The organism is Streptomyces sp. NPDC002018 (assembly GCF_042890865.1).
Classification (GTDB): Bacteria; Actinomycetota; Actinomycetes; order Streptomycetales; family Streptomycetaceae; genus Streptomyces.
The window spans coordinates 130,224-143,675 of the sequence record NZ_JBIASO010000002.1 but is presented as its reverse complement, the minus strand read 5'-3'; the positions used below and the strand labels follow the sequence as shown (position 1 = coordinate 143,675).

Annotated in this window: 13 protein-coding genes; 10 read left to right on the top strand and 3 right to left on the bottom strand. The window is 71.3% G+C overall.

Features of this window, described 5'->3' with window-relative positions; all coding sequences use genetic code 11:
- Positions 1-14 precede the first annotated feature (14 nt).
- A complete protein-coding gene (locus ACFYYH_RS04130; RefSeq protein ID WP_388545621.1) occupies positions 15-743 on the bottom strand; it encodes a M50 family metallopeptidase in 729 nt (242 codons plus the stop codon).
- A gap of 49 nt (positions 744-792) precedes the next feature.
- Between ACFYYH_RS04130 and ACFYYH_RS04125 the strand changes: the two genes are divergently transcribed.
- From ACFYYH_RS04125 to ACFYYH_RS04080, 10 genes are all read left to right on the top strand, one after another.
- Positions 793-1,608 (top strand): SOS response-associated peptidase, encoded by an 816-nt coding sequence (locus ACFYYH_RS04125; protein ID WP_388545618.1) that lies wholly within the window; start codon positions 793-795, stop codon positions 1,606-1,608.
- 263 nt (positions 1,609-1,871) lie between these two features.
- Positions 1,872-2,492, top strand: coding sequence for an alpha/beta family hydrolase (locus ACFYYH_RS04120; protein ID WP_388546324.1), 621 nt, complete (start codon positions 1,872-1,874; stop codon positions 2,490-2,492).
- A gap of 421 nt (positions 2,493-2,913) precedes the next feature.
- Complete coding sequence (locus ACFYYH_RS04115; protein WP_388545615.1) at positions 2,914-3,573, top strand: sigma-70 family RNA polymerase sigma factor; 660 nt, start codon at positions 2,914-2,916, stop codon at positions 3,571-3,573.
- Positions 3,570-3,896, top strand: a complete 327-nt coding sequence (rsrA, locus tag ACFYYH_RS04110) for a mycothiol system anti-sigma-R factor (RefSeq protein WP_388545613.1) — start codon at positions 3,570-3,572, stop codon at positions 3,894-3,896. Before ACFYYH_RS04115 ends, rsrA begins: the two co-directional genes overlap by 4 nt.
- Positions 3,897-4,222: 326 nt before the next feature.
- On the top strand, positions 4,223-5,710 hold the full coding sequence (locus ACFYYH_RS04105) for an HD-GYP domain-containing protein (RefSeq protein WP_388545611.1): 1,488 nt from the start codon (positions 4,223-4,225) through the stop codon (positions 5,708-5,710).
- Positions 5,711-5,730: 20 nt separating this feature from the next.
- Positions 5,731-6,996 carry an HD-GYP domain-containing protein gene (locus ACFYYH_RS04100; protein WP_388546321.1) on the top strand — a complete coding sequence of 422 codons (1,266 nt, stop codon included), beginning with the start codon at positions 5,731-5,733 and terminating at the stop codon, positions 6,994-6,996.
- A gap of 95 nt (positions 6,997-7,091) precedes the next feature.
- Positions 7,092-8,096, top strand: coding sequence for a tetratricopeptide repeat domain-containing protein (locus ACFYYH_RS04095; RefSeq protein ID WP_046499352.1), 1,005 nt, complete (start codon positions 7,092-7,094; stop codon positions 8,094-8,096).
- A gap of 213 nt (positions 8,097-8,309) precedes the next feature.
- Entirely contained in the window at positions 8,310-8,975 is a 666-nt protein-coding gene (gene def, locus ACFYYH_RS04090; protein ID WP_388545608.1) for a peptide deformylase, read from the top strand.
- Positions 8,976-9,357: 382 nt separating this feature from the next.
- Positions 9,358-10,095 carry a D-Ala-D-Ala carboxypeptidase family metallohydrolase gene (locus ACFYYH_RS04085; RefSeq protein ID WP_388545605.1) on the top strand — a complete coding sequence of 246 codons (738 nt, stop codon included), beginning with the start codon at positions 9,358-9,360 and terminating at the stop codon, positions 10,093-10,095.
- A gap of 420 nt (positions 10,096-10,515) precedes the next feature.
- On the top strand, positions 10,516-11,727 hold the full coding sequence (locus ACFYYH_RS04080) for an FAD-dependent monooxygenase (protein ID WP_388545602.1): 1,212 nt from the start codon (positions 10,516-10,518) through the stop codon (positions 11,725-11,727).
- Here the strand turns inward: ACFYYH_RS04080 and ACFYYH_RS04075 are convergent.
- Both ACFYYH_RS04075 and ACFYYH_RS04070 read right to left on the bottom strand, forming a co-directional pair.
- Positions 11,660-12,784 (bottom strand): radical SAM protein, encoded by a 1,125-nt coding sequence (locus tag ACFYYH_RS04075; protein WP_388545600.1) that lies wholly within the window; start codon positions 12,782-12,784, stop codon positions 11,660-11,662. The two genes, ACFYYH_RS04080 and ACFYYH_RS04075, sit on opposite strands and share 68 nt — an antisense overlap.
- A 56-nt stretch (positions 12,785-12,840) precedes the next feature.
- Positions 12,841-13,374: a class IV adenylate cyclase gene (locus ACFYYH_RS04070; protein WP_388545597.1), complete on the bottom strand. Its 534-nt coding sequence runs from the start codon at positions 13,372-13,374 to the stop codon at positions 12,841-12,843.
- Positions 13,375-13,452 lie beyond the last annotated feature (78 nt).

The window sequence follows — 13,452 nt, the reverse complement described above, 5'->3', positions numbered from 1 at the left end:
GGGCTACAGGGCGCTTACAGGCCCAGTAGCCACCGTCCGCCACCGATCAGTGAGCAGAGCGAGACGGCGTGGAAGAGAAACAGCCAGAGCGCCGGTGGTACATGCGCCAGCCGTCCGAGCTGGTCCGCGTCGGAATCCCCCGCTCCGCCGCGACGGCGCTTGGACTGGAGCTCGAACGCCGGGCGTACGCCCCCGAGGAGCAGAAACCAGACAGCCGTGTACGCGAACGCCGACTGGACGGCGGGCTCGGTCAGCCAGGAGATCAGCAGGAACGCCGCACCGGTGAGGATCACGGTGAGCGCCCCGTACGCGTTGCGGATCATCACCAGCATCGCGATCAGCAGGGCCGTCGCCAGCCAGAGCAGCAGGGTGATGTGGTGCGCCGAGAGCAGCCAGGCGCCGCCCAGACCGAGCAGCGGCGGGGCGGTGTATCCCGCGGCGGCGGTGAGGATCATGCCCAGGCCCGTGGGCCTGCCACGGCTGACCGTCAGCCCCGAGGTGTCCGAGTGCAGCCGTATGCCGTCGAGCCGGCGCCCGGTGACCAGGGCCATCAGCCCGTGGCCGCCCTCGTGCGCGATGGTGATCGTGTTGCGGGAGAGCCGCCAGAGCGGACGCGGTACGACGGCTATGAGCGCGAGGGCCCCGGCCGCGATCACCAGCCAGTCGTCCGGTGCGGGCTGGGTGCCGAAGACCCGGTCCCAGAGATCGGTGATCGAGTTCGCGGTCGCGTCGATGCTGGCCATTTCTCGGGCGGCTCCTCAACTGGGTTTGCTTCGTGGCAGTGTTGCATTTATGTGCGGACGGTATGCGGCGAGCCGGAGCCCGGAAGATCTTCAGGGGCTCTTCGGCGTGGAGAAGTGGGAGCCCGAGGAGACCCTCGCTCCCGACTGGAACGTGGCTCCGACGAAGGAGGTCTACGCGGTTCTGGAGCGTCCGGTGAAAGACGCGGACGAGCCCCGCCCGGTTCGTCAGCTCCGCAGGCTGAAGTGGGGACTCGTGCCGTCCTGGGCGAAGACACCCGAGGGCGGGGCACGGATGATCAACGCACGGGCCGAGACCGTGCACGAGAAGCCGTCGTTCCGCAGGCCCTTCCTCGCGCGCCGCTGCATCCTGCCGGCCGACGGCTATTACGAGTGGGTCACCGGCTCCGACGAGCGTCAGCTCGAGGAGCAGGGCAGGAAGAAGCGTCCGCGCAAGCAGCCGTACTTCGTGACCCCCGCCGACGGCTCGGTCATGGCCCTGGCCGGACTGTACGAGTTCTGGCGTGACCGCACCCTGCCGGACGACCATCCGGGGGCCTGGTGGGTGACCTGCTCGGTGATCACCACCGAGGCGGAGAAGACACCCCTGGCGGTCGCTCCCGCCGAGGGGCCGGGCTCCCTGGCGGAGATCCATCCCCGGATGCCGCTGATGCTGACCCCGGACCGCTGGGACGCCTGGCTGGACCCGGCCCGTGCGGATCCCGAGGAGCTGCGGGACCTGCTCGCCCCGCCGCCGGCCGGGCTGATGCGGGCCTATCCCGTCGCGATGGCCGTCAGCAATGTCCGTAACAACGGGCCCGAACTGCTGGAGGAGCTGGCGGCGCCGGAGGAGAGCACGCTCTTCTGACCGGGGTCTGCTCCGGCCGGGGCGCGGTTGAGCCGAGGTGCGGTTGAGCCGGGGCCTGGCTGAGCCGGGACGCGGCTGACCGGGGGTGCGGGCGCGGTGCCGTGCGCACGCGGCAGGCCCGGTGCGCACGGCAGGATGGCCGTGTGACGAGCGAGCCGAGCGAGCCGAGAGACATCACCGGGAGCGGGCCGGGGCCGGAGCGGGCATCCGGCGGGAACGGGCCCGAGCGCGAGGGCGCCGACGGCGCACCGGCGCGCGAGAGTGTGCGCGAGAGTGTCGGGACCCCCCTCGGGGACGCCCGCATCACCTGGTACGCGGCGGAACGGCCCCGGCTCGTCCTCGCCGTCGGCCATGGCGCCGGTGGCGGGATCGAGGCGCGCGACCTCCAGGCCCTCGCCGCCGCGCTGCCCCCGCTCGGTGTCACCGTCGCCCTGGTGGAACAGCCGTGGCGGGTGGCCGGCCGGAAGCTGGCACCCGCGCCCAAGACCCTGGACACCGGCTGGCGGGCACTCTGGCCCGCGCTGGAGAAGACGGGGCTGCCCGTCGTCGCGGGCGGGCGCAGCGCCGGCGCGCGGGTGGCCTGCCGCACGGCGCGTGAGCTGGGCGCACACTCCGTACTCGCGCTGAGCTTTCCGCTGCACCCGCCGGGCAGGCCGGAGAAGTCGCGGGCCGCCGAGCTGCTGGAGGCGGGCGTGCCCACCCTGGTCGTCCAGGGTGGCAGCGACACCTTCGGGAAGCACGCGGAGTTCCCCGACGGCGCGTACGCGTTCGTGGAGGTGCCGTACGGCGATCATGGATTCGCCGTGCCCAAGCGGGCACCGCTGTCCCAGGAGCAGGCCCTGACGATCCTCACCGAGGGCGTCGCGGAGTGGCTCTCCGCCTAGCCGGAGCGGCCCGTACGCAAACAGCACCGGTACGGAGACGGCGCGATGCGGACGCGGCGCCGGTGCGGGAGCCGTGCCGGTGCGGGAGCCGTGCCGGTACGGACTCGGCAAAAGGTCGGCAAAGGGCCGGTACGGAACAGACAGTCGTGACCGTGCACCACAGGGGAATGTCCGGGACGGGGGCGCTGTTGTGAGGTGTGTCGGAACGCAAGAGCATGGAAAGGGAGTCCGTCGTATGGGTTCGACCATCTGCCCGCGTCGCTCAGACGCCGCTGACCTGGAGTGGACGGTGCTGTCGGCGCCCAAGAACGCTCCCGTTCGTACGGCGGGCGGAGCGGACCGACAGGCCCCGTCGCAGCAAGGTCGACTATTCTCCGATTCGAGTGGGTCCGCATTCGGTCCCGCCACAGCGTTGGAGGAGGTGGGTCCGGTCACTGGGACCGACGCAGGGACCGACGACGGCAACATCGAAGAGACCACTGCCGAGCGCAATGCCCGCTTCGAGCGGGATGCCCTGGGCTTCCTGGACCAGATGTATTCGGCCGCGCTGCGGATGACGCGCAACCCGGCCGACGCCGAGGACCTCGTACAGGAGACCTACGCCAAGGCGTACGCCTCCTTCCACCAGTTCCGTGAGGGGACCAACCTCAAGGCGTGGATGTACCGCATCCTCACCAACACCTTCATCAACTCGTACCGCAAGAAGCAGCGCGAACCCCAGCGCAGTGCGGCGGAGGAGATCGAGGACTGGCAGCTCGCGCGCGCCGAGTCGCACATGTCGACCGGACTGCGCTCGGCCGAGTCCCAGGCGCTCGACCACCTTCCCGACTCCGATGTGAAGTCCGCGCTCCAGGCGATCCCCGAGGAATTCCGCATCGCGGTGTATCTCGCCGATGTCGAGGGCTTTGCCTACAAGGAGATCGCGGACATCATGGGAACCCCCATCGGCACGGTGATGTCAAGACTGCACCGTGGCCGCCGTCAGCTGCGCGGCATGCTGGAGGACTACGCCCGTGACCGCGGGCTTGTCCCGGCGGGTGCCGGGGAGTCGTCGGACGATCGGAAAGGTTCGGACTCATGAGCTGCGGAGAGCCGCATGAGACGGATTGCGCCGAGGTTCTCGACCACCTCTACGAGTTCCTCGACCACGAGATGCCGGACAGCGACTGCACCAAGTTCGAGGTGCACTTCGAGGAGTGCTCTCCGTGCCTGGAGAAGTACGGTCTCGAACAGGCCGTGAAGAAGCTGGTCAAACGGTGCTGCGGACAGGACGACGTGCCGAGTGATCTGCGGGCCAAGGTCATGGGCCGGATCGACCTGATCAGGTCGGGACAGACCGCGCCGGACCGCGACGTGCCCTCACGCGCGGGCGCGGACCTGCCGGGCGCCGCCGCCACCGAATAGCCCGCCCGCCTCCTCGGGTGCCCCGGCTTCCCCGGGGGGCATGGGGCCGGCCGGGGACGCGACATCGAGGCCCAGGGCCGAAGACACGGGGTCCGGCCGAAGGCACAGGACCCGTACGGGATCGCACAGGGACGCGCCGGATGGACATCCCTGTGCGTACGGAACGAACTGGTGTGTCCGTATGGAGCATATGAACGTGGCTATGTCTCCCGTATAGCCGCTGTTGTCACCCAAAGGTGCTAATCGGCTTCGCCGGGCCGTCCTTCGCCATCCCTCTCGCTAGCCTGACCGTCTGTTCGGGCCGGGACGAGGAGGGGCGAGGACGCGTGAGGGCCATACCGGGTGCGGCGCGCGCGTACATTCTGGGCACCGTGCTCTGCGCCGCCGCCTGTGTCCGGCCCGCGCTGCGCTCCGAGACCACCCCCTGGCGGGCCGTCGCCCTGCTCGCTCTGCTCTACATCGTCTGCGAGCTGCCCGCCCGCTGCCGTGTGCTGGGGCGCTCGCTCAAAGGCGCCCTGCCGGTGGTGGCCGGGTCGTTCTTCCCCGTCCTGCTCGCCGCGGCCTTTCTGCTGCCGCCCTCCGCCGCCGCGCTGGTCGCGGTGCCCGGCGCCCTGTGCGCCCGGGTCGAGCGACGCCCGAAGGGCGCCCGGCGGATCTGGCGGGCCGCGCAGCTCACCCTCGCCACCTGGGTGGCGGCGCGGGCCCAGATGATGTTCGGCGGGCCCGTGGCGCTCGGTGGCGGCGGGTACGGGCTCACCCGGCCCGACTTCCCGTACGTCCTGCTGCCCGCGGCGGCGGCGACGCTCGCCTTCTGTCTGGTGCTGGCCGCGCTGGACGGCGGCATCCTCGCCACCGCCGAGCGGCTTCCGCTGCGCACGGCATGGCGCGGTCTGGTGCCGCGCTCGCTCGCCCCGCACGCCTCCCACGGGCTCGCCGGGCTGATGATGGCGGTCCTGTGGCGCAGCCCCTACGGCCCGCTCTCCGCGCTCTTCGTCCTGCTGCCGATGTACATCTCGTGCTGGGTCTTCGCCCAGTACCACCGGGAGCGCGCCGCCCACCAGGCCACCATCAGGGCGCTCGTCCAGGCCGTCGACATCAAGGACACCTACACCCGGGGCCACAGCGAGCGGGTGGGGCACGCCTCCGTGCTGATCGGCCATGAGCTGGGCATGGAGCCGGACCGGATCGAGATGCTCCGCTTCGCCGGGATCCTGCACGACGTGGGCAAACTCGGCGTACCGACCCGGGTGCTGCGCAAGGACGGTCCGCTGACACCGGAGGAGCGCCGGATGATCGAGCTGCATCCCGAGTACGGGCATGAGATGGTGCGCGGCATCGGCTTCCTCGGGGAGGCGCGGACGGCGATCCTGCACCACCATGAACGGCTCGACGGCACCGGCTATCCGTACGGTCTCGCCGGGCCCCAGATCCCCGAGTTCGCCCGGGTGGTGGCCGTGGCCGACGCCTTCGACGCGATGACCTCGACCCGCTCGTACCGGCGGGGGAGGCCGGTGCCTCTCGCGCTGGCGGAGCTGGAGCGGTGCGCGGGGACCCAGTTCGACCCGGAGATGGTGCGGGCGCTGGTGAAGGCGCTGGACCGGCACGGCTGGCGTACCGCGGTCACCGCGGACGAGGAGGACGTCCTGCCGCCGCCCCCCTCGGACACGGCGCGGAGCGGGAAGCCCGCGCCCCGGTCCACGCCCGGTCAGGGGCCCGGTCCGGCCCCCGAGCCACGCGGAAACGTCCCTCCCAGCCGTAGGCCCTCCTCCGGCCGTACGCCCACCGGCCGCACGTCCCCCAGAGGCCGGAGATGACCACGACCGCTCGCCGGGCGATGCCCGGCTCCGGGCACGGCCCCTCCCTCACCCTCGCCGGGTTCTACGGCGCCGCCGGCCTGCTCACCGCCGCCGCGCTCGGCGAGACGCTCTGGCACGGCCTCGCCGAACCCCGTATCGCCCTGGCCTTCGGCGTGCTCGTCGCCGTCGGGGAACTGGCCCGCTGGGGCGCGCTGCCCGGTGAGCGGGAGCCCGCGCCGCTGGGCGCCGCCGGAGCCCTCGCGTACGCCCTGCTCGGCGAGCACGCCGGGCGGCCGGTCACCCACGGGGTGCTCCAGACCGTCGGGGTGGTCGTCGCGGCGGGGCTCACCGGCGCCGTGCCGCATGTCGCCAGGGGCCGCGGACCCGAACTCGACCACCTGGCCCGACGGGTGCTCACCGTCGGCTTCGCCGCGGTGTGCTTCCAGCCCCTCTACGCCGCGAGCGAGCTGCGTGAGTGGTTCGGGCCGGGACCCGCCTACGCGATGATGCTCCTTCTGCTGCTCGGACTGACCGCGCTCTGCGACGCCGTACTGGCCGCCCTGGTGGTGCGTGCCCGTACCCGCCATCCCTTCGGCCCCCTGCTCCGCGACGAGTTGCGGGCGCTGCTCCACATCGGCTCCGCCGTGTGCGCCACCGGAGCGGTCATCGCGCTCGGGGTCGCCGTCGCGGGCCTCTGGGCACTGCCGGTGTTCTGTGTGCCGCTGCTGCTGACCCAGCTCTCCCTGCGGAGGTACGCCGCCGTGCGGACCACCTACCGGCAGACGATCGCCTCGCTCGCACGCGCCACCGAGATCGCCGGTTACACCCCCCACGGCCATGCCCGCAGGGTGGCCGAGCTGAGCCGGGCCGTCGGACGTGAGCTGGGCCTCTCCGGACCCGAGCTGACCGTCCTGGAGTACGCGGCCCTCATGCACGACATCGGACAGCTCTCCCTCGTCGATCCCGTGCCCGAGGGCGCCACCGCCCTGCTGCCGGTCGCCGAGCAGCGGCGTATCGCCCTGCTGGGCGGCGCGGTGGTCCGCCAGACCGGGGTGCCCGCCGCCGTCGCCGTGGTGGTGGAGCGGCAGGCCGATCCCTACCGGGAACAGCCGCTTCCCGCCCGGATTGTCCGCGCCGTCAATGCGTACGACGACCTGACCGGGGAATGTGCCAGTGCGAGCGACCCGCTCAGCGCACTGGAACGGCTCCGTCTCGGGACGGCGCACGACTACCAGCCCGAGGTGGTGGAATCCCTGGCGCGCGTGCTGTCCCGGGGCGGTCCGGCCCCTGGTGGGGCCGGGTAACCCATGGGTAATGAGCGGGCGTCCGACCGGGCATGGTTGGATGCGAGAAGAGGGTGTCCGGGGGCACTGACCCGAGCGACCGGCAGGCGGGAATCGTGAGGATCTTCGGGAAGGTACGGCATCGGCCCTCCGCTTCGTGGCGGCAGGCCACCGACCGCGCGTTCACGCTGATCGGTGACGGCCGGTACGAGGACGCGGGCGCGCTGCTCACGCGCGCCGCGGACCTGGAGCCCTGGCTCTCGGAGTCCTGGTTCAATCTCGCGCTGCTGCACAAGTTCCGGCACGACTGGGAGCAGGCGCGCGCCGCCGGGCTGCGGGCCGTCGCGCTGCTGGACAAGGAGACCGGCGCTCCCGACTGGTGGAACGTGGGAATCGCCGCGACCGCGCTCCAGGACTGGCCGCTGGCCCGCCGGGCCTGGCAGGCGTACGGGCTGAAGGTGCCCGGCAACCCGCACAGCGTCGAGGCCAACGGCGAACCGGAGGGCATGGAGCTGGGCAGCGCGGCGGTCCGGCTCTCGCCCGAGGGCGAGGCCGAGGTCGTCTGGGGCCGCAGACTCGACCCGGCCAGGATCGAGGTGCTGTCGATCCCGCTGCCGTCGTCCGGCCGCCGCTGGGGCGAGGTCGTCCTGCACGACGGTGTCCCGAACGGCGAGCGTACGACGGCCGCCGGTCCGGACGGCGCCACCCGCGCGTACCCCGTCTTCGACGAGATCGAGCTGTGGGCGCCCTCGCCCGTCCCCACCTGGGTGGTGCTGCTGGAGGCGGCGACCGAGGACGACAGGGACGCCCTGGAGCGGCTGGCCGCCGACGCCGGGTTCGCGGCCGAGGACTGGTCGTCCTCGGTACGGCTGCTCTGCCGGGCCTGTTCGGAGAGCAGGATGCCGAGCGCCGAGGGCGACGGCGAGCATCTCGACCCGCACGACCACAGCGAACCGGGCCATCCGGGACCGCTGGGACACCGTACGGCGGGGGAGTTGTGGGCACCGGAGCGCGAGTGCGGGATCGCGGCGCCGCCGGGACTGGTCCGCGGCCTGCTCGACGGCTGGGTCGCCGACAGCCCGGACACCCGTGAGTGGCGCGACCTCGAAGAGGTCTGCTGAACCGGCGGCCCCAGCGGCCGGCAGCCGTGTGCGTCCCCAGCAGACAGGTGCGGTCGAGCGGCGGATGTCCACAGGCTTCGCTGTCCGTGGACGGCGGATGTCCACAGAGCGCTGCTGTCCGGGGAACGCTGCCCTTAGGCTGTACTGGCACATCGCGCACAGCGCGCGGAGCGTGCGGGCAGCATCGGGTACCGAGGAAGGCGTACTGCGGACATGGCGCAGCAGGAGACGGACCAGCGGATCGACAGTGGGGCCTCCGCGACGGACGCGACGGAGTCGGAGGACGGGTTCGTCGTGGACACGGAGGACGCCGAGGCGCGTGAGCTGGCGCACCGCGAGCGCGGCACGTCCCGTCCGATCACCGTCGTCGGGAACCCCGTGCTGCACCGGGAGTGCCGGGACGTCACGGAGTTCGACGACTCGCTCGCCGCGCTGATCGACGACATGTTCGCCAGCCAGCGCACCGCCGAGGGGGTGGGCCTGGCGGCCAACCAGATCGGTGTGGACCTCAAGGTCTTCGTCTACGACTGCCCGGACGACGACGGCGTGCGGCATGTCGGTGCCGTCTGCAACCCCGTGCTGGAGGAGCTGCCGCCGGAGGAGCGGCATCTCGACGACTCCAACGAGGGCTGCCTGTCCGTGCCCACGGCGTACGCGTCGCTCGCGCGCCCCGACTACGCGGTGGTCCGGGGCCAGGACGCCCAGGGCAAGCCGATCAAGGTGCGCGGCACGGGCTACTTCGCGCGCTGCCTCCAGCACGAGACCGACCATCTCTACGGACGTCTGTACATCGACCGTCTCTCGAAGCGCGACCGCAAGGACGCGCTGCGGCAGATGGAGGAGAACACCCCGCGCTACGAGACCGTGCCGAACGACTGAGCCATGGCCCCCGCCGCGTCGCCTTCCCCAGCGACCCGGGCGCCACGGCGAGTTGACGGCCGCTCCGGCCGGGGCGGAAAGCACCGCCCCCCGGAGGCGTTCCTCCGGCGGGGGCCGGCCTTCCGGCCGCTCCGATGACGCGCGTACGGAGCGGCCTCACGGGATACGGCCCCCCTCGCTCATGAGCCACCCGGCCGCTCGGTGCGCCCGTGGAGCGGGTGGCGGGGGCGTGGAGGGAGCGCGACGAGGCGGTCGCGGCTGTTCCGTTCGCGGAATCTTCACCTCCTCCGGGGCGCCAACGGGCAGGCGTGGAAGCCTGGTTGACGCGCGTCGACCCGTACGCCAGTCTCTCCGTACACCACCGCCCTCATGAGGAGGACCGATGCTCCGACGCACCGCGAGACTTCTGCTCAGTGTTGTCATGACCATGACTTTTGCCTGGGCCGGGACGCTCGTCACCGCCGGTACGGCGCAGGCCGACGGCTGTTACACCTGGTCCCGCACGCTCTCCCAGGGAGCCTCGGGCGCCGATGTGACCCAGCTCCAGATCCGGGTCGCCGGCTACCCGGGCAGTGGCGGCGTACTCGCCATCGACGGCGCCTACGGACCGGCGACCGCCGCGGCGGTCACGCGCTTCCAGTCCGCGTACGGGCTGGCGGCCGACGGGGTCGCGGGCCCCGCCACCTTCAGCAAGCTCTACGCCCTCCAGGACGACGACTGCACCCCGATCCACTTCAGTTACGCCGAGCTGAACACCTGCAACACCACCTGGGCGGGCGGCGCGGTGGACGCGGCCACCGCACGGTCGAACGCCCTGCGCACGATGTGGAAGCTGGAGGCGCTGCGGCACGCGCTCGGGGACCAGCCCATCCGTGTCACCAGTGGCTTCCGTTCGCAGGCCTGCAACAGCTCGGTGGGCGGTGCGTCGAGCAGCCGCCATCTCTACGGTGACGCCGCCGACCTCGGCTCGGGGCCGCACTCCCTGTGCACCATGGCCCAGGCCGCGCGCAACCACGGCTTCAACGGGATCCTCGGCCCGGGTTACCCGGACCACAACGACCACACCCATGTCGACCACCGGCCGAGCCGCTTCTGGTCGGCGCCGAACTGCGGCATCTGATCCCCGCTCCGGACATCTGATCCCCGCTCCGGACGGTACGACGACAGCCGGCCGTCCAGGAGCGGAAGCGGTACGAGACCGTCGGACCGGGGCCCCACGCGCCATGCGAGGGGCCCCGGACCCGTACACCGGTACGGGTCCGGGGCCGCCCCCGGCGTCCGCCGGGGAAGCGAGGGCGCGGCCGCCCCGCCCCGCCGCGTGCGTGCCGTATGCCCACCGTGTGCCCTGCCCTGCCCTGCCCTGCGTCTGCGGTGAGCTGCGCACCGGCGGCCCGGCAGGCGGCCCGGCGGGCGGCCCGGCGGGCGGCCCGGCGGGCGGCCCGGCGGGCGGCCCGGCGGGCGGACAACGCGCTCGCTCCCACGCCCCTGCTGCTACCCTTCGTCGCGAATCGATCACTTTGCGTCATAAAAGGGAGCGCGTGTGAAGGTCGCCTGCGTCGGTGGCGGGCCCGCCGGTCTGTACTTCTCGATCCTGATGAAGCGGCAGGACCCGTCCCATGACATCACCGTCTACGAGCGGAACCCGGCCGGGTCGACATACGGCTGGGGCGTGACCTACTGGGGCGGCCTCATCGAGAAGCTCCGCCGCAACGACCCCGAGTCCGCGCGGGCCATCAGCGAGAACTCGGTCCGCTGGAGCGACGGGACCGCCCATGTCCGAGGCCTCACGACGGTGCACCGCGGCGACGAGGGATTCGGCATCGGCCGCCGCACGCTGCTCGACCTCCTCGCCGACCGGGCCCAGTCCCTCGGCGTACGCGTCGAGTTCGAGCACCCGATCGACAGCGCGGACGGAACGCCCGAGGCCGATCTCGTCGTCGCCTGCGACGGTGTGGGCAGCGGGCTGCGCGAGCGCCACGCCGACCACTTCGGCACCGAGTCCTCGGCCGGCCGGAACATGTACATCTGGCTCGGCACCACCAAGGTCTTCGACTCCTTCACCTTCGCCTTCGTGGAGACCGAGCACGGCTGGATCTGGTGCTACGGCTACGGGTTCAGCGCGCAGCACAGCACTTGCATCGTCGAGTGCTCCCCGGCCACCTGGCAGGGGCTCGGCCTCGACCGGGGGAACGAGGCCGACAGTCTCGCCCTGCTGGAGAAGCTGTTCGCCGGCCCGCTGGACGGGCACCGGCTGATCGGCCGCGACCCCGTCGGCCCCGCACAGTGGCTCACCTTCCGTACCCTCACCAACCGGACCTGGTACCGGGGCAATCTCGTCCTGCTCGGCGACGCCGCCCACACCACGCACTACTCCATCGGCGCGGGCTCCACCCTCGCGCTGGAGGACTCCGTCGCCCTCGCCGACGCGCTGCGCGGCCGGACGGACCTCCGCCCCGCCCTCGCCCGCTACGAGCGCGAACGGATGGCCGCACTGCTCCCGGTCCAGAGCGCGGCCCGCTACAGCGCCCAGTGGTACGAGAACCTCCCCCGCTACATCAACCTCGCCCCGGCCCATATGTTCGCCCTCCTGGGCCAGCGCCACTCCCCGCTGCTGCCGCACATCCCGCCGCAGCTCTACTACCGGATCGACAGGGCGGCCGAACAACTGGAGACCCTGCGCAAATTCAAGCGCTGGCTGGGCCCGAGGGTCGCCAAGTCCCTCCACACCCGCTCCCGGACCCCACGCGGCTAGGACGGTGGTACAGCCTTGTGAGACGAGCTGCCTCATCCTCCCGGAAGGCTGCGACCTCGTGGCACATCCGGCTCATGACGAAGTCGCCGAGGGGAACACACAGGTCCATGCGCTGGATGCACACGCCGATCATGAACGGGCCGTCCTGGGCGCGGTACAGCCGTACGCCGTAGTACCCCTCCTGACAGTCTCGTCCGTTGTTCAGGCGACAGCCCTCGCAGGTGCTCGGCAGACGCACCGGACGGATGCTTTTCGCGTACAGGACGCGGCCGTCCGGCAGACGGTAGCGGGTGCGCTGGTCGGAGGCGCCGGCGGTAACGATGCGCTGAACGGGAACCGCGCCCAGGTGGTTGACGACCTCCCGCATGGCGGCGAGCGACGCCCCGTCGTCTTCGAGGGAGACCAACATGCGAACCACGACGGTCCGTCCGTGCTCCTCGATGACGCGCAGCACCCGTTCCACATGGGAGCTATCAGGTATCACGATGTTCGCCGAGACCTTCACCCCGTGCTTCGACGCGGCTTCGACGGTCGCGCCGAGCGCGGCGAGTTTCCGCTCGGCCAGTCCGGGCGAGGAGAAGCGCGGTGCTTGGACCTCGGCCAGTTCTTCCGGGGTGGTGCCGAAGACGCTCAGGTTGATGCGGTCCAGGCCGGCCGCCGCGCACTCCGGCAGAACCGCGGCCCCGTTCTCGCCGTTGGACGTGAGTGCGACGGTGAGGCCGAGGCGGCGTGCGATTCCGATCAGACCGGGGAGATCGGGGTGCAGCGTGGGCTCGCCCCCGGTGAAGTGGACTTCGTCGGTGGGCAGACTCCCTCGTACAGCGGCCAGTGCCAGCGCGAAATCGGAGTCCGGTTTGATCCTTTCCGGGAGGAATCCGGCACCGTTGGTGCGCAGATAGATCGATACTCGGCCGGTACGGCCGCGTGTACCTGTGAACTCCTCGGTCGGGCGGCCGCGATTGTCCGCCACGACGGGAGTCCCCTCGTTGTGGCAGAAGGTGCATGCCAGCCCGCAGTCATCGATGATCTTGACGCGGAGGGTGCGGTCGGGCACCACCGCGACGGGGGTCGGACCCGCTTCGTGCGTCACTGTGTCACCTCCAGGTCAGAACCTCAGAACCGCAGATCAGCGATCGATTCGAGGTCGATTCCGTACCGGGTGAACACCTTGATGGTGTTCTCGCTCGTCAGCTCCTCCTTCGGGATGGACAGGCGCTTCGCGGCGGCCCACACCTGTTCCGCGTCGTCACCCTCGACCTCCAGGTACGGAGGGATCAGCGGCCAGGAGTCGATCTCCAGCCGTACGCCGTCCAGGAGCCAGGAGTCCCGGCGGTTCTCCTGGTAGGACCTCGGCGAGATGCCCATACGCCCCAGAAGGATGTGTGCGGTTTCGAAATCCCCGACGGGCGTCTCGGTTTCCTGCGTCCCGTCAATGGCGTCGGAGACGATTTCCTTGACGCACAGGGTTACGTCACCACCGGTGTCGCGAAGCCGAATCCATCGTCCGGCCACCGCGGGAACCGTGTCGTAGACGTAGCGGCGCATAAGTTGCTCGCCCACATGCTCGCCACCCGCGTCCGAGATCCGTGAGGCCATCGCGGTAGGGTCCACGTTCAGGCATTTCGCTTCATACTCGACAGTCGGCATGACTCCCCGTTTCCTGGTGACACATTCCACCTGCAATGACGTGCGGCGAGCGACGACTGCCTTCTCCGACGGACGTGC